Annotated in this window: 16 protein-coding genes and 3 pseudogenes; 6 read left to right on the forward strand and 13 right to left on the reverse strand. The window is 62.4% G+C overall.

What is annotated here, in order from left to right:
* Nucleotides 1-128 precede the first annotated feature (128 nt).
* The gene (locus D4754_RS20415; protein ID WP_121067397.1) at nt 129-620 is read right to left on the reverse strand and encodes a GNAT family N-acetyltransferase; all 492 of its coding nucleotides are present in this window, start codon (nt 618-620) and stop codon (nt 129-131) included.
* A 325-nt stretch (nt 621-945) separates the two neighbouring features.
* Between D4754_RS20415 and D4754_RS20420 the strand changes: the two genes are divergently transcribed.
* Nucleotides 946-1302 (forward strand): Rid family hydrolase, encoded by a 357-nt coding sequence (locus D4754_RS20420; protein ID WP_205589681.1) that lies wholly within the window; start codon nt 946-948, stop codon nt 1300-1302.
* A 420-nt stretch (nt 1303-1722) separates the two neighbouring features.
* On the opposite strand, the gene D4754_RS20425 is transcribed toward D4754_RS20420, so the two are convergent.
* Together D4754_RS20425 and D4754_RS20430 are read right to left on the reverse strand one after the other, a co-directional pair.
* The gene (locus D4754_RS20425) at nt 1723-2373 is read right to left on the reverse strand and encodes a LysE family translocator (RefSeq protein WP_121067403.1); all 651 of its coding nucleotides are present in this window, start codon (nt 2371-2373) and stop codon (nt 1723-1725) included.
* Between the two features lie 116 nt (nt 2374-2489).
* Nucleotides 2490-3584 (reverse strand): aldo/keto reductase, encoded by a 1095-nt coding sequence (locus D4754_RS20430; protein ID WP_121067406.1) that lies wholly within the window; start codon nt 3582-3584, stop codon nt 2490-2492.
* A gap of 101 nt (nt 3585-3685) precedes the next feature.
* Here D4754_RS20430 and D4754_RS20435 point away from each other — a divergent pair, with 101 nt between their 5' ends.
* The 3 genes from D4754_RS20435 (at nt 3686) to D4754_RS20445 (ending at nt 6724) form a co-directional block, all read left to right on the forward strand.
* A complete protein-coding gene (locus D4754_RS20435; RefSeq protein ID WP_205589682.1) occupies nt 3686-4564 on the forward strand; it encodes a LysR family transcriptional regulator in 879 nt (292 codons plus the stop codon).
* 202 nt (nt 4565-4766) lie between these two features.
* Nucleotides 4767-6038, forward strand: a complete 1272-nt coding sequence (locus D4754_RS20440; RefSeq protein WP_121067412.1) for a serine hydrolase domain-containing protein — start codon at nt 4767-4769, stop codon at nt 6036-6038.
* A gap of 272 nt (nt 6039-6310) precedes the next feature.
* The gene (locus tag D4754_RS20445; protein ID WP_121067415.1) at nt 6311-6724 is read left to right on the forward strand and encodes a hypothetical protein; all 414 of its coding nucleotides are present in this window, start codon (nt 6311-6313) and stop codon (nt 6722-6724) included.
* Between the two features lie 236 nt (nt 6725-6960).
* On the opposite strand, the gene D4754_RS20450 is transcribed toward D4754_RS20445, so the two are convergent.
* The 3 genes and pseudogenes from D4754_RS20450 to D4754_RS20460 form a co-directional block, all read right to left on the reverse strand.
* A complete protein-coding gene (locus D4754_RS20450) occupies nt 6961-7284 on the reverse strand; it encodes an H-NS histone family protein (protein ID WP_121067418.1) in 324 nt (107 codons plus the stop codon).
* A gap of 242 nt (nt 7285-7526) precedes the next feature.
* On the reverse strand, nt 7527-7871 hold the full coding sequence (locus tag D4754_RS20455; protein ID WP_121067421.1) for a zincin-like metallopeptidase domain-containing protein: 345 nt from the start codon (nt 7869-7871) through the stop codon (nt 7527-7529).
* Nucleotides 7849-8598: pseudogene (locus D4754_RS20460) on the reverse strand (IS6 family transposase). The gene D4754_RS20455 and the pseudogene D4754_RS20460 overlap by 23 nt, the downstream one beginning before the upstream one ends.
* A gap of 331 nt (nt 8599-8929) precedes the next feature.
* On the opposite strand from D4754_RS20460, the gene D4754_RS20465 reads away from it, so the two are divergent.
* Together D4754_RS20465 and D4754_RS20470 are read left to right on the forward strand one after the other, a co-directional pair.
* On the forward strand, nt 8930-9292 hold the full coding sequence (locus tag D4754_RS20465; RefSeq protein WP_121067424.1) for an iron chelate uptake ABC transporter family permease subunit: 363 nt from the start codon (nt 8930-8932) through the stop codon (nt 9290-9292).
* Nucleotides 9285-10091, forward strand: a complete 807-nt coding sequence (locus D4754_RS20470) for an ABC transporter ATP-binding protein (RefSeq protein ID WP_121067427.1) — start codon at nt 9285-9287, stop codon at nt 10089-10091. The genes D4754_RS20465 and D4754_RS20470 overlap by 8 nt, the downstream gene beginning before the upstream one ends.
* Nucleotides 10092-10102: 11 nt before the next feature.
* Here the strand turns inward: D4754_RS20470 and D4754_RS24125 are convergent, their stop codons facing one another.
* From D4754_RS24125 to D4754_RS20500, 7 genes and pseudogenes are all read right to left on the reverse strand, one after another.
* Nucleotides 10103-10594, reverse strand: coding sequence for a TonB-dependent receptor domain-containing protein (locus D4754_RS24125; protein WP_163026002.1), 492 nt, complete (start codon nt 10592-10594; stop codon nt 10103-10105).
* Nucleotides 10595-10748: 154 nt separating this feature from the next.
* Nucleotides 10749-11042 carry a hypothetical protein gene (locus D4754_RS24130; protein WP_163026003.1) on the reverse strand — a complete coding sequence of 98 codons (294 nt, stop codon included), beginning with the start codon at nt 11040-11042 and terminating at the stop codon, nt 10749-10751.
* The gene (locus D4754_RS20480; RefSeq protein WP_121067625.1) at nt 11042-12745 is read right to left on the reverse strand and encodes a SulP family inorganic anion transporter; all 1704 of its coding nucleotides are present in this window, start codon (nt 12743-12745) and stop codon (nt 11042-11044) included. The genes D4754_RS24130 and D4754_RS20480 overlap by 1 nt, the downstream gene beginning before the upstream one ends.
* 71 nt (nt 12746-12816) lie before the next feature.
* Entirely contained in the window at nt 12817-13059 is a 243-nt protein-coding gene (locus tag D4754_RS20485; RefSeq protein ID WP_240453956.1) for a helix-turn-helix domain-containing protein, read from the reverse strand.
* 297 nt (nt 13060-13356) lie between these two features.
* Complete coding sequence (locus D4754_RS20490) at nt 13357-13665, reverse strand: non-heme iron oxygenase ferredoxin subunit (RefSeq protein WP_121067436.1); 309 nt, start codon at nt 13663-13665, stop codon at nt 13357-13359.
* A gap of 1 nt (nt 13666) precedes the next feature.
* Nucleotides 13667-13930, reverse strand: a pseudogene (locus D4754_RS20495) (gamma-glutamyltransferase); the annotation flags it as partial.
* 41 nt (nt 13931-13971) lie between these two features.
* Nucleotides 13972-14296: pseudogene (locus D4754_RS20500) on the reverse strand (transposase); the annotation flags it as partial.
* Nucleotides 14297-14402 lie beyond the last annotated feature (106 nt).

Consider the following 14402-nt stretch of genomic DNA (forward strand, 5'->3'; position numbering starts at 1 on the left):
ACATGCGTGCAGCGATGCCCCACGTGGTATCAACCAGACTGCGAAGAGAAGCGTGACCCGGATGAGTGACAGAGATCCCAAACAACAAGGAAAACGAGCTTGACCAAAACGCCCAATTAGAGAAGCGGTCACTGAAGGTTTTTGAAATATCGTGCAACGGGCCAGCGTTGGTAACCGGATGCCTCATAAGCGGCACGTGCTGGCGCGTGTCCTGAGTCACCTACAGTCTCGACCATCACCATCGACATCCCCGCATCGCTAGCCTGCGCTTCGGCAAACTGCATCAAATGCCTGCCCAGACCCTGACCCTGCCGGTCCGGTGTAATCGCTATGATATTGATTGCGCCCATTTGATCTTCTGGGTGCAGCTGGAACCCCAAGAACCCAAGCAGATCCTGACCGTCCACCAGAAGCCAAAAGCTGACTTCGCTTTGATCCAGCAGAGCACCAACGTCTTCGATCTGACGTGCTTGCCATCCGTTGGGATAGAAGGCGTCGTACACAAAGCTAGGCACCTCTTGACGAGTCTTTGCAAAGATCGGCGACCAAGCTGCGATAGTTAGGCCAAGAACGGCGCTTCGATGTTCGGGGGTGTAGGGGATGATCTGAATGTTGCTCATAGTGGCGCAGGTAGCATAGCGGAGCCACAGCTGTCAGCTTGGTCTGCACAGATGACCTCGGACCGTCGCGGGGGTTTTGCAGCCGCGGCGTACGGCAGCTTCGACGGGCCGCGCCGCAAAATCCTGATCCGAGGCTGAAGGTCCGGACCGCGCCGTGAGGGACTTTCTACGGCTTTTCTGGGGCCACCGCCTCGTGCAATGCTAGGAACGGTATGGTGGAGCCTTAGTGATGTGCTTCCCGGATGCAGCTGGCGTCTGCACTACACGCGACCTTCTCCTTTGAAAGGGCTCATAATTGGTAAAGAAAGCGATCATCCCCAAAGCGATGACTGGACTCTATCAAAGCTGGAAAATGGCCCCCGGTTCTGAAGCCGATGGATTCGTTTTTCTGACAGGGTTTAACGGAGCGGGACTGGACGGTGTCACCTCACCGGACGCAGCAACACAAATCATCACTGCCTTTGATCAAGTTTTCAGTGTCTTAAAAGAAGGTGCGATGGATGGTAGTCACGTTGTAGAGGTGACGAGTTATCATGTTGGACTGAAAGACCATCTGGAAACATTCAAGACGATTTGGGCGGAGCGGATGTCCGAACCCTATCCAGCGTGGACCGCAATAGAGGTCGCGGGCTTTGCTTCAGAGGATGTTGTCGTCGAATTGCGGGTGGTAGCTCATAGATAAGCAGTCGTTGGTACAGAATACGCGGTTCAAACGTTGTCCCGCACTGCGGACCTCGGGGCTCTGGATGATGCTGCGCGGTGCCGTGAAGGTCCGGTATGGGAAAGCCGCGCTGCGGCAAAGGTGATCCTGGCCAACGTCGGGTTTGGGCCGCGAGCGATAGTCAGCCCGAGCGCCCAGGGCCTGCCGCGAGAGGGGCGACTAGGCGCTTGGCCCTTCGGCGCAGGGAAGGGCCGGAAGGAGCCCCCTTCCGACCGATGCTGCGTCAAATTTGAACGGCAGCTTCACCGGGTCATACCGTGGTCGCAGGGCGGACTTCGATATGGCTCCGAAGTCGAAACTCGACGGTCGGAAGGACCACTTATGGAACGGCCGGATGCTCCCCTCGATCCTTCGACAAACCCCAATGCGTCGCAGCACGCTTCAGTTCACCGACTGTCCCCGTGCGAAGGCCGAACGGATGAGCGCGAGCCAAGCGACGGAGAACAACAGCGCCACCGCCCCGTCGACCCACCGCCGCAGGCCGGCGTAGCCCCGCATCACGGCCGCAATCGAGAACGCCGCGGCGTAGCCCGCATAGATCGCGAACCCGATCACCACACAGCAACCCGTGGCAATCGCAACGCCCATCCAATCGCTCTCGGCTCCCAAGCCAACCGACAGCGCGGCCATCCACGCGACCACGGCCTTCGGGTTCGACAAGTTCAGGACGAGCCCGCGCAGGAACCATTGCCCTTCGCTGACGGGCGCGTTATCGGAAGCACTGTTGTGTGCCTCGCTCTTTCTCATGGCCGAACGGGCCGAACCGAAGGCTAGCCAGAGCAGGTAGAGCCCGCCAAAGACCTTCAGCGCGACCAAAAGAGGCGTGGTCATTTGCAGTATGGCACCAAGGCCGGTGGCGGCGACCAGACCCCAGAAACCAAGGCCCGCGCCGAGCCCGCATCCGAAGAGCATTGCGCTGCGCCGTCCCGATGCAGCCGACGCCGTGCTTACGGCGAGCGTGGCGGGTCCAGGGGAAACGGCGACGATAAAGAAGGCGGCGACGATCGCAGTCAGTCCCGTCCAATCGAGCATAGGAACATCGTAGTAAGGAAAGGGTCTGCGATCTGTTTAGCACGCGTTCCAGCGCTCGTCGCCAGAGATCTTACTACGAGGGGGCGGTCCCGCCCCCAAGTCATGTCGGCCACGGGTCACGCGGAGCGGGCCACCTCCATGCCGCCGTAGAGCATCTCGCTCGGCAGGTTGAAGATGAAGTACGGATTGAGCGACGGCAGCGCGCTGACGGCGTCGAGACGCGCACGCTGGTCGTCCGTCAATTCGAGCGTCAGGGCCGCAAGGTTGCCCTTCAACTGCTCCGGTCGGCTGGCCCCGAGAAGAAGCGAGATCATCCCGGGCTGGCCCAGTACCCATGCCAGCGCGACCTGCACCATCGGCACGTCGAGTTCGGCGGCGACATCGCGGACGGTCTCCACGATGTCGAAGTTCCGCTCGGTGAACAGCATCCCGCCATAAGGGTTGGCCCCATTCAGACGTTCGCGCGGCTGGTCCTGGGCCTCGTCCGCGGCATTGGGCACCGAGGAGGGTTCGGACGCGGCGGCGAGTTTGTCGCGGCCGTACTTCCCGGTCAGCAGGCCACCGCCCAGAGGGCTCCACGGCATCATGCCAAGCCCGAATTCACGCGCCATCGGCATCAGGTCCAGTTCCACCCCACGCTCGACCAGCGACCAGGCGTATTGCAGGCCGATTGGCCCCGGCAGACCGTGCGCTGCGGCCAGCGTGGCGATCCTTGCCACGTACCAGGACGGGGTGTTCGAGAAGCCGTAATACAGGATCTCGCCCCGCGCGACGGCATCGGAAAGGGTGCGCAGCACCTCCTCGGCCGGGGTCAGCTGGTCCCAGACATGGACCCAGAAAAGATCGATCCGGTCCACGCCCAACCGCTTCAGCGACGCCTCGATGCCCAGACGGATGTTGTAGGCGCCATTGCCCGCGTGCATCGGCGTGCCCTGGGATCGCGGGAAGCCTGCCTTGGTCGAGATCACCAGCCGGTCGCGCATCCCGCTGTCCTTCAGGAAGCCGCCCAGCATCCTTTCGCTTTCCCCGCCGCTGTAGACATCGGCGGTGTCGATCAGGTTGCCGCCTGCCTCGACATAGGTGTCAAGAATCGCACGGGCGGTGGGTTCGTCCGTGCCCCAGCGGCCGGCGCCGAAGGTCATGGTGCCAAGCGCCAGCGGGCTGACGATCAGGCCGGAACGGCCGAAGGGGCGATAGTCTGTCATCTGCATGGATGGTCTCCTTTGTCCCCACGAACATAGGAGGCTGCGCCGCCGGGGATTAGCTGCTACCTGTGCCATGAGCCTGTGAGGAAATTTCAGCAATGGCGCGGATGCCGCTCAATGATCTGGCCGCCTTCGCCGCGGTGGCCCGCACGCGCAGTTTCACGGCCGCGGCGGCAGAGCTGGGCGTTTCACCGTCCGCGCTCAGCCATGCGATGCGGAGCCTGGAGGAGCGGGTTGGCGTGCGTCTTCTGGCGCGCTCGACACGGTCCGTCGCCCCGACCGAGGCGGGCGTAGCCCTTCTGGACCGGCTGGGGCCAGCCCTGACCGAGATCGACGCCGGGCTGGCAGGCCTTGCCGCTTACCGCGACGACCCCGAGGGCATCGTTCGGATCACCACGTTCCACTGGATCGCGCAGACCCTTCTGGCCCGGGGGCTGCCGGCTTTCCTGGCGGCACATCCCGGCATCACCGTGCAGGTTACGGTCGACGACAAGCTGCATGACATCGTCGCAGACGGCTTCGACGCGGGGTTGCGCTTTGGGGAGCATGTCGAGAAGGACATGATCGCCGTCCGCGTCGGCCCGCCGCTGCGGCATCTCGTGGTGGCAACGCCGGAATACTGGGACCGTCATGGCCGGCCCACCCGCCCGCGCGACCTGCGCGATCATCCCTGTGTGGCCTACCACCGGCTGAGCAGCGGTCGCATTGCGCCCTGGGAGTTCGAGAAGGACGGGCGAGAGCTGCGCCAACCGGTCGAGGGGCCGCTGATCTGCAACTCGGCCGATCTTGCGCTGGCGTTGGTGCGGCAAGGCGGCTGCGTCAGTCTCCACATGGAGGAGGATGTGTCCGCCGACCTCGCTGCTGGCCGCCTCGAAGCCGTGTTGGAGGACTGGACGCCGCCCTTCGATGGCATTCATCTTTACCACCCAAGCCGCAGGCAGACGCCGCCCGCTCTGCGCGCGCTGGTCGACTTTCTGAAAGGGTAGCGACAGGCAATCACGGCCCCGATGGTGGCAACTTCAGCGACGGCACCGGCCGCACTGGCGCGGACCGTTTGGGAGTGGGCAGAGACGGGGAACTATACCGAGCCCGGAATGTCGTGGCGTAATTTCCACGTGAGATTGCAGAAACTCTATCGTGACCCTGCGGCTCGTCCGGGCCGCCACACCTTGGGGAGGAGGGGATACAATGACCATTCTAAGAACCTGTCTGGTCGCAGGTGCATTGGCGATTGCCACCGCGACAATATCCATTGCTCAGGAGCTGCCACGCGGTGACCCCGAGGCTTTGGGTTTTGATCGCGAACGGCTGGCCCGTATGGACGCGACATTTGGTGCGCTGGTCGAAAAGGGCATGGCACCGGGCGCGATCATCATGCTGGTCCGCGACGGACAGATTGCGCATGTGTCGACGATGGGCGCACGCACACCCGACGGCGAACCGATGACCGAAGACACGATCTTCCGCATCTATTCGATGACCAAGCCCATCACCACTGCCGCCGCAATGATGCTGGTGGAAGAAGGCCGCCTGCTTCTGGAAGCGCCGGTGGCCACCTATCTGCCCGCGTTCAAGGATCTGGTGGTCGTCACCGGAGAGACCGACGCAGACGGCAACGCTGTCACCCGCCCCGCCAAGGGCACCATGACCGTCCGCGACCTGATGCGACACACGTCGGGGCTGACATACGGGTTCTTCGGCGCGGGTCCTGCACGCGACGCGTATAATGCGGCAGAGGTCTTTTCGCCCGAGAACACCGCCATCGAACAGGCCAACTTGCTGGCCAGCCTGCCGCTGGAACATGATCCGGGCACCACTTGGGAATACTCCCGCTCTACCGATGTGCTGGGCGCGGTGATCGAAATCGTGTCGGGGCAAAGCCTTGAGGACTTCATGACCGCGCGCATTTTCGAGCCGCTGGGCATGACCGACACCGCCTTTTATGTGGATGACGAAGCCGACTTTCCCCGCATTGCCGAGGCCTTCCCCGAGCAGGCCCAGCTGGGCGCAGGCGACATCTTCGATCCCCGCGTGCGCAAGCCCAACCAGTCGGGCGGCGGCGGTCTGATGTCCACGGCGCACGACTATTCCAAGTTCGCGCAGATGATGCTGAACGGCGGCGAATTGAACGGCACCCGCCTGTTGTCGCCGAAAACCGTGCAGCTGATGACATCCAACCACATGGAGGGCATCATGCCGGGCAAATACTATCTGCCGGGTCCGGGCTATGGCTTTGGCCTGGGGTATGGTGTGCGTCTGGAAGACGGCAACGCACCATCGTTCGGCAGTGCTGGTGAATTCAACTGGGGCGGTGCGGCGGGCACGGCCTATCACACCGACCCCCAAGAAGAATTGATCGCGCTGCTGATGATCCAGTCGCCTGCCAACCGTGGCCCGTTGCGCCTGATCTTCAAGAACCTCGTCTACCAGAGCATTGCGGAAAGCCGTGCGGACGATTGATCCGAAGACTGCATATCCAAGAGAAAGGCCCCGATAACATCCTTCCACTGCAGAAGACCGAGGAGATCAGCGCGGCCTTGATCAAGGGCGCGCGGAGCGGTGCCCTGACCCATAAGCGCTCCGTCAACGTCCGCCCCAAGCCTCGCCCTCAGGATCATCTCTACCGCACTGTCTGAGGCTGGGGCGGGCTGGGTCTGCCGGACGCGGCCTACTGGCCCTTCGCCAACAAGTCCCAAATCGTCGACGGAGAGATCCAGCCCTCCAGCGCCACCTTGACGCCGCCGGAAATCCAGGAAGACCGCGGCGGCTTCTGGTTCGTCACGATCTACGACGCGGACGGCTGGCTGACCAGGGATGTCTCCGCCATCTCCGACACCCGAACCGAACCGAAGGAGGATCACGCAGGAAGCGCGACACCGCAGGAGATGAACGTCTATCAGTTGCTCAGTAAACTTGGATCCACATCGCAGAAGGATGGTGTTGGTGGTTTCATGCGGCACATCATCCGAACAGAGTTGGCATCGGATACCCCTGCCTTCTGCCCGCTAAACGGGCGCGGCCGCGTGGACGCAATAGCGCTTAGGGATTACGCTCTCGCCAAAGCGTCAACAACGAGCGATCAGAGAACCACGACAGCCCGCTCCGTGATCATCGGCTATCTGGTGAGAGAATATCCTTGCCGGTAAGATGGCATCGAAGCGTTGAGAGTAAGCCGCCAGCCAGCAATCGGCGCTCACGCTACCTCCAAGCGCTGCCAAGTGCGAAAAAGCCGACATGTCTGAGCACAACTCAAGCGTCGGTTTGTCCCGCAATGCGGACCTTCGGCATTCGTAAATGCGGATCGCTGGCCCGGGGGCAAGCACGTTCTCAGTCTGGCCGCCAATTTCAATCCTGGTGCCCAGACCAAGCATCCTGTGCCATCCTAAGACGCGGAGATCAGCATGTCCTCGGGCGACTTACCGGATTTCAGGGCTTCGTTGAACCACGCCGGTTTCCGGCCACGGCCGGACCAGGTCAATTCCGGGTTCTCTGGATGGCAATACTTGGGAGCGACCGGGGTCTTCGCTTTTGTCCCGCCACCCGTAAGTTCGGCAAGGCTGAACCCTTTATCACGCGCGGCGGCCTCTGCTGCTGCGAGGGCTTCCTTCTTCCGCCGGATTTCAAAGGACTTGATGGCCTTTGCCACATCCTTTTCCAGCTGCTTCAGGTCATCCAGGGACATTTCATCAAGATTGATAGCGGTCATTTCGTTCTCACAACTTCAAGACTTTCCGAGAGCATATCGGATCCACAAGATATCCGGAAGGGCAATGACAAATTACCGGATGCTGTACATCCAATAGGTGTCATTATGTTAAATAAATGATATTGGACCAGTCGGCAGTCGGTCCAAGGCGGTCCCATCCATTATTCAAGAACGCTCATGACGGAAAATCGCGGTTCCGTTTCTCGCACGCCGCCGCAAAATTTTGCGGTGCGACTGGCCAGCTAAGCGGCCCTCTCTTTCTGTCTTGCCCGGTCGATGATGAAATCCATCGCCTTCTGAGCTTCTGCCGCGGCGCGAAAGATCATCGTCTTGTCGTTCTTCAGGGCTCGCAGCCAGGTTTCGATATAGGCTGCGTTCTGGTCGAATTGCGGTGTGACGCCCAGATACACGCCCAGCATCGCCGCGCCGATCTCTGCGACCAACTCGTTGAACGCGTATTCTTTCCGGCTTTCGTGCGCCTTCTGGATTGCCAGACGCTTCTCTGCGCAGGCCCAGTGCGTCGTCTCGTGGGCCAGTGTCCCGTAGTACGAAGCCGCGCTCCGTTCAGGCAGCCATTTCAGCCGCATAGTTGTTCCACAGGCTGAACACTTCAGCCCGGGATTGGCGGTAGGGTGCTGCGAAAAGGCGATTGCGCTTTGGACGGAAGATGGTCGCGGCCTGATCGTGGACGGATAGAAACGCTGCGCCTGGCAGGGGGATTTGAAGCGACCCATGATCTTTTCTCTTCGTCGTGTGTGTCGATGCGACGCCTCTGATCGGTTGCGCAAACCCTTGTGCGAGCGATGATCGACACTTGGGCAAAGGTCACGGATGGCCACGCCATAGCCGCGCAACTTGTCCACTGCCCGGCAGTGCATTGCGAAGCAATGTCACGAGAGGGGGGCACCAGGACACGTGGCACACCCCATCGCTTCATCAACTTCATCAGGAAACGCTTCGCGGCATGGGCATTTCTGCGGCTTTGCAGCAGTATCTACAGCATGTCTCCGTTTGCGTCGATCGCTCGCTAATACCAATATTTTCGCCATTGAATTGAAATCAAGACTTCGTCCAGGTGCCATTTGTCGGCAGGAAGCGGGCGATCGCGACAGATCTTGGCCGCTATCTGCGTTCCGAACCGCTGGCACCACACCCGGATGCTTTCATACGAGACGATTACGCCCCGTTCGGCCAACAGATCCTCGACATCGCGCAGGCTCAGGCAAACCGATGGTACGCCCAGACGGCATAGGAGATGACGGACCATGGGAAACGGAAGCCCTTCAGGCGAGGCTGCGAAACTTGGCTGATCATGTGAAATGGCTATGCGTGCAGCCAGAGCGGGTCAATAACATGACAAAGCCGTCCCGGTGCCTGTTTCAATGCTCGGTCGGGTTAGGCAGAAACCCGTTCCGCTAGTGGGTGCGCCTCGCGTTCTGTCTGGCAAAAAGCCCCCGTCCCTTTCGGCTGGGCAGAGCGGGAGGGCGCAGCCCGACCTGTGGCCGGACGCGGCCCGCGGACAGGGGGCGGAGCGAGAAAACCGGAGGCTACGCCGCGGCGCGGTGGAAGCCGGATTTGTCGTGGAGACTGCCAACCCCTGTCGCGGGACGGGACCGGATGGCACGCGGATCAGGAGAAGCTGGAAATGTCAGGCGCGCTACTGATCGCCTTCGGCGATGACGTGGCGCAGGGGCTGGGCCAACGGGTCAACCGCGTCCGGGGCCTGATGATCCTGGCCACTGCGGCAATTTCAGCGGCCGCCATGGCGGCCGCCGGGCTGATCGCCTTCGTGGGCCTTGCCGCGCCCCTCATCGCGCGCAGGTTGACCGGCCGCCGGCACGAGGTGACGATTCCTGCCGCCGCCCTTTGTGGTGCCGTGATGGTGCTGGCCGCCGATACCGTGGCCCGCACGATCATCGCCCCCGCCCAATTGCCCGCCGGCCTGATGACCGGCCTTCTGGGCGCGCCCTTCTTCGGCTGGCTTTTGTGGAAGAAACGCAATGACTGACCTGTCCCCTGCGATGGAACTCCGCTCTCTGACAGCGGGCTACGGCGACAGGCCCGTGCTGCGCAGGCTGGATCTGGCCGTGCCAAGGAGCCGCTTCACCGCGCTTCTGGGCCCGAATGGCTGCGGCAAGTCCACGCTTCTGCGCTGCCTGGCCGGGCTCCACCGCGTGCAGGGCGGGGACGTGCTACTGGATGGCACCCCAACCCGTCAGTTGCAATCACGGGCGCTGGCGCGCCATATCTCGATCCTGGCGCAAAGCGCGCAGGCCCCCGAAGGGCTGACGGTGACAGAACTGGTGCGGCAAGGACGATATCCGCACCGAACGCTGCTGGGCAGTTGGACCGCCGCCGATACCGCCGCCGTGGACGAGGCGTTAAGCCTGACGCATCTGGACCATCTCTCCGACCGGCCGCTCGACAACCTGTCAGGCGGACAGCGGCAGCGGGCGTGGATCGCGATGACGCTGGCGCAGCAGGGCAGTGTCCTGCTTCCGGATGAACCCACGTCCTATCTGGATCTGGCCCACCAGATCGAGGTGCTGGATCTGGTGCGCGACCTGATCGACAGCCGGCAGGTGACCGTCGTCGCGGTGCTGCACGATCTGAACCAGGCCGCGCGTTATGCAGATCACATGGTGCTGCTGAAGGACGGTATCGTGGCCGGACTGGGATCGCCAGAAGACGTACTGACCCCCGAACGGGTGGCCGATGTCTTCGGCGTCGGGGTTCGCGTGATCGCAGATCCCGAAACCGGCACGCCGATGTGCATTCCCAGGCGGCGGCAGGCTGCCGCCACCTGACGCAGATGGGCTCAGAACGACTTCGTCAGCCGGACCCCAAATTCACGCGGGTCGCCCACTGCCGCTGCCGCCTCCGGGCCAGAGAGATAGGTGAAGTAGGTTTCATCGAACAGGTTCGTCGCGTAGCCGGTGATCGCGAACGAGTCCCAAGCATAGCCCAGTTGCGCGTCGATGGTGACATAGCTGTCCATCTCGGCCCTCTCGCCACCGGTTTCGATCCGCGACAGGGCACTGCCCAAGTACTGGACATTGCCGCCCACGAACCAACCGGTTTCCCGGCCCCAGAGTGCGCCTAGAACCGCCGTGGTTTCCGGTGCGTTCGAGAACGCCTGACCCGACAGGTTCAGATCGCCCACGTTGAAGCTCTTGAATTCGGTCTGCAGCAGCCCCAGCGAACCATAGACGTTCAGCGTATCCGACGCCTGGTAGTTCAGCTCAAGCTCCCCACCATAGGATTCCGACTGGCCGGCATTGGTAATGTGGCATTGCCCAAGAGGGGACATGATCCTTCTTATGCGCGGATGGTGGTCATCGTGAAGCCCCGGATATGCAAGACGCTGGTCATGCCCAACGTGGCAGATATGCGTTCGGGTCGGCCGCGATCTTCGTCCGTGGGTCGTCACCCGCATTCGCTGATTCCAACTGGGCGGCAGACCTTTACTTGACCGCGGGGCCCTTCCCATCCCGGGATACTTTTTCCCACACCATTGTCCTGCCGATCCTTTCCACCGGTCGTGCGTATCCATCGCGTTCGAGACGTCGCAACAGATGAAGCACGCCACTATTGCTCATTTCCAGGATATCCCGCAACTCGGCCTGCGTGCGGGGCTTTCCCAATGCATGAAGCGCAAGGCAGCGGCGGGCTTCGATGCCCGTGCGTCCCGGATCGCGGACCTGGCGGCGCAGGTCAGACGGACAGTCGTTCTTGCGGGTTCCGGCGGACAGGGGCATCAGGACTCCCCTCTTTCGGTGAAGGATGGCGCCTGTATGCCGGGCAAGGCCGCGTCGATCGTCGGGGCAAAATGGACCCGCGGTGCGACCAGCCCATGGGTTTCCAGAACGCGGCGGATGTCCGGGCTGGCCCCTGTCAGCCAGAGAGCCACGCCTTGCTTTTCCGCCGTGCGCGACAGGTTTCCGATCATGTTCGCCCCGGCGGAATCGAGGAACGGCACCTTTTCGAAGTCGACGATCAAGGCCCGGTGGTGATCTTGGATTCGGTCCAGAATGGCCCCGATGGACGCACTGGCCCCGAAGAAGAGCACCCCGGTGATCCGAAAGATCACGACGTCGGACCGCACCATCGCCTGTTCATCGTAGACGGTACGCGGGTGAAGGCTGTCGGCCACGTCATCGCCGGCGAAGGGCCGGTGGGTTTGGACAGACGTGACAAGGCTCATCCGGTGAATGAACAGCACGGCACCAAGCGCCACGCCCACGACGATGGCTTCGATCAGGTCCCGGAAGATCGTCAGGAAGAATGTCGTGCCCAGCACCGCGGCCTCGCCCCAGCCGGACCGCACAAGGCTGGTAACGGCGCCCCATTCGATCATGTTCCACGCGACGACGGCCAGAACCCCCGCCAGCGCAGCAAGCGGTATGAACGACGCCAGGGGGGCCGCCACGAGGATGAAGAGCAGCAGGAAGACGGCGTGCAGCATGCCCGCCACCGGCCCGTGGGCGCCGGACCGGACGTTCGTCGCGGTGCGGGCGATGGTGCCCGTGACGCAGAACCCGCCGAAGAGCGCCGACCCCATGTTCGCCACCCCCTGGGCCACCAGTTCGCAATTCGACCGGTGGCGGCGCCCTGTCATGCCATCGGCCACCACGGCGGACAGAAGGGATTCGATCGCCCCCAGCAGGGTGAACGACACAGCCGCCGGCAAGACGGCGACCACCTTGTCCGGATCGAACGAAGGCAGTTGCGGCGACGGAAACGAAGACGGGATGCCACCGAACATGCTGCCGATGGTTTCGACGGGAAGATCGAACAGGGCCACGGCACCGGCGGCGACGGCCACCGCGATCAGAAGTCTGGGCCACGACGGGCGCAGGCGTTTCAGCCACAGGATCGCGGCGATGGTCGCGCCCGACAGGGCGGCGGCGGCGGGGGTAATGGTATCCAGGGATTGCCACAGCGCCGGAAGCTTGCCCAGAAGATCGCGCAGTTCGTTCGGGATCGTCAGGCCCAGAAGATCCTTCACTTGGCTGGCAAAGATGATAATCGCGATTCCCGCGGTGACAGGGAACGGAATGAACTTGATGAAGCTCCCCAGACGCAGGAAGCCGGCCACCGCAAGCATCAGGCCTGACAGGAACGTGGCCAGAACCAGCCCCCCGATCCCGTGTTGTGCGACGGTTGCGGCGACCAGAACGATGAACGCCCCCGCCGGACCGCCGATCTGGAAGCGCGAACCGCCCAGAAGCGACACCAGGAACCCGCCGACCACGGCCGTGTAGAGCCCCTGCGCGGGCGTGGCACCCGACGCAATCGCGATCGCCATCGACAGCGGCAGTGCCACGATTGCCACCGTCAGGCCGGCTACCGCATCCGCACGCAGCTGCGGCAGGCCATATCCCTCGCACAGCACCGTCACCAGTTTCGGTGTGTAAAGCTGGGCGAATGTCGGCGCATTCAACCCGGCTGTCTGTTCCATCATCTTGGCCGCTCCTTGCGCAGGCAAGCGGCGGGATCGTCGGCAGGTCGTCGGCGGTCGCCGTCGCGGGATCAGGGTTTGTAAGCCGGGGATTTCAGACGGACACCACGCCCGCCCCCCGTGCTTTGCGCACCCTCACCAATCAATTCGATTCCGCTCCGCTCGAATGCCTCGACGACCTTGGTCAGGCTGTCGACAACCCCACGGACGGTGCCGGTGCCCGACTCCATCCGCTGTATGGTCGGCACCGAAAGCCCCGAAAGTTCGGCCAGCGTTTTCTGGTCGATTCCAAGAAGGGCACGCGCGGCGCGCATCTGAGCTGAAGTTATCATTACAGATGTTTGACATATCTATTTTACGAAATAAACAGCTATAATGATAACTCAGGCATCAATTGACCGAATACGCCAATTGATGCCGCTCGACGAATTTCCTGAGTAGTTTGGGCAGGTAGAGCCTGATCCTGCGCAGTGAGCCGGCTTCCTCTGGAGCGGAGCCGCTGGTTTTGCCTCGTCAACCAATCGAACGGCCGGACAGATCATTCCGCTGAAGCTTGCGACGGAACCTCCGGTTCTCCGGGGCCAGAGCACCACGGCCGCTTGTCGCGCCTGTCAGACCTCGACCGTTGTCGGGACTTCCACAAGGAGCCGATCGTTTTCCACCTTTACCGCGAAGGTCTTCAGCAGTCGCTTGGCGATACGCGACCGCGCTTCGCCCGTGGGCACGTGGAACAGGGCCTGGTGGAGAGGGCATTCGATACAGTCGTCTTCCAGGTAGCCGTCCGACAGCAGGGCGAAGGCGTGGGTACAGACATTGGACGTCGCATAGAACGTATCCTCGATCCGATAGAGCGCGATCAACTCCTCGCCGATCGTCACGCCCAGGACCTCGCCCTCGCCCACCGCTGCCGTTTCGGTCACGTCATGCCATNCCGAAGCCCACGAAATTCGATTGCAGGAAAGACACCATCCGCCCGTCGCGGTCGGCCGCGGTGACCGCCACCGTCCCGCCCCGCCCGGGCAGGCCGGGCGTCGGCAGTGCCGTCCGGCGTTCTATCTTCGCGGCCCGCTTCGCCGCATGAAGGGGATCGCGCAAGGCATCGCGCAACAGGGACTGTCCGTCGGGGTCACCAAGTGCGGCGGCAATATCGGCCGAGGCGCACTTGAAGGCCTCGATCTGAAGATGCCGGCCTTCGACGCCGTCGGGATCCTTCTAGGGCGCTTCGAAATGGAGAACTGCCCGCGATGTTCGGCCAACGACGCGCACTTTACTTTACTGTGCGTCCCTGGCGAAGTACGCGCTCGTCATTGTCCGCGGACCAATGGCGGACAACGGCTCGTCCTTTTTCAGGATGTCACGCCCCTCCGAAACCCGCGCCAACTCCTTCTTCAGGCGCAGGATCTCGGTGTCCTTTTCCGCCTCTCCAGATGATCCCTTCGCGAAAGTCTTCTTCCAAGCGTAGAGCGAATTCGGGCTGACCCCGAGACCGCCCGACACTTACGTGACCCCGTAGCCCCGCTCGGAAATCTGCGCGACCGCGTCCCGCTTCAACTTATTGCCGGGCCTTTCATCCGGATGCCGAGGACGGACTGGCCGATCTTGAAAGTGCCGTGCCTATGTCCACCGCGCCCGAACACCTGTCCGGGGGCACCGAGCC

It is taken from the genome of Chachezhania antarctica, assembly GCF_003646465.1.
GTDB lineage: Bacteria > Pseudomonadota > Alphaproteobacteria > Rhodobacterales > Rhodobacteraceae > Chachezhania > Chachezhania antarctica.

What these genes read in the sequence shown, in the direction of transcription:
- D4754_RS20430 (WP_121067406.1), bottom strand. Translation starts at nt 3,584, where the DNA reads ATGCAGATGACAGACTATCGCCCCTTCGGCCGTTCCGGCCTGATCGTC.
- D4754_RS20425 (WP_121067403.1), bottom strand. Translation starts at nt 2,373, where the DNA reads ATGCTCGATTGGACGGGACTGACTGCGATCGTCGCCGCCTTCTTTATC.
- D4754_RS20435 (WP_205589682.1), top strand. Translation starts at nt 3,686, where the DNA reads ATGCCGCTCAATGATCTGGCCGCCTTCGCCGCGGTGGCCCGCACGCGC.
- D4754_RS20415 (WP_121067397.1), bottom strand. Translation starts at nt 620, where the DNA reads ATGAGCAACATTCAGATCATCCCCTACACCCCCGAACATCGAAGCGCC.
- D4754_RS20455 (WP_121067421.1), bottom strand. Translation starts at nt 7,871, where the DNA reads ATGCGGCTGAAATGGCTGCCTGAACGGAGCGCGGCTTCGTACTACGGG.
- D4754_RS20485 (WP_240453956.1), bottom strand. Translation starts at nt 13,059, where the DNA reads ATGCGCGCCGCGCGTGCCCTTCTTGGAATCGACCAGAAAACGCTGGCC.
- D4754_RS20465 (WP_121067424.1), top strand. Translation starts at nt 8,930, where the DNA reads ATGTCAGGCGCGCTACTGATCGCCTTCGGCGATGACGTGGCGCAGGGG.
- D4754_RS20450 (WP_121067418.1), bottom strand. Translation starts at nt 7,284, where the DNA reads ATGACCGCTATCAATCTTGATGAAATGTCCCTGGATGACCTGAAGCAG.
- D4754_RS24125 (WP_163026002.1), bottom strand. Translation starts at nt 10,594, where the DNA reads ATGTCCCCTCTTGGGCAATGCCACATTACCAATGCCGGCCAGTCGGAA.
- D4754_RS20420 (WP_205589681.1), top strand. Translation starts at nt 946, where the DNA reads ATGACTGGACTCTATCAAAGCTGGAAAATGGCCCCCGGTTCTGAAGCC.
- D4754_RS24130 (WP_163026003.1), bottom strand. Translation starts at nt 11,042, where the DNA reads ATGCCCCTGTCCGCCGGAACCCGCAAGAACGACTGTCCGTCTGACCTG.
- D4754_RS20470 (WP_121067427.1), top strand. Translation starts at nt 9,285, where the DNA reads ATGACTGACCTGTCCCCTGCGATGGAACTCCGCTCTCTGACAGCGGGC.
- D4754_RS20480 (WP_121067625.1), bottom strand. Translation starts at nt 12,745, where the DNA reads ATGGAACAGACAGCCGGGTTGAATGCGCCGACATTCGCCCAGCTTTAC.
- D4754_RS20440 (WP_121067412.1), top strand. Translation starts at nt 4,767, where the DNA reads ATGACCATTCTAAGAACCTGTCTGGTCGCAGGTGCATTGGCGATTGCC.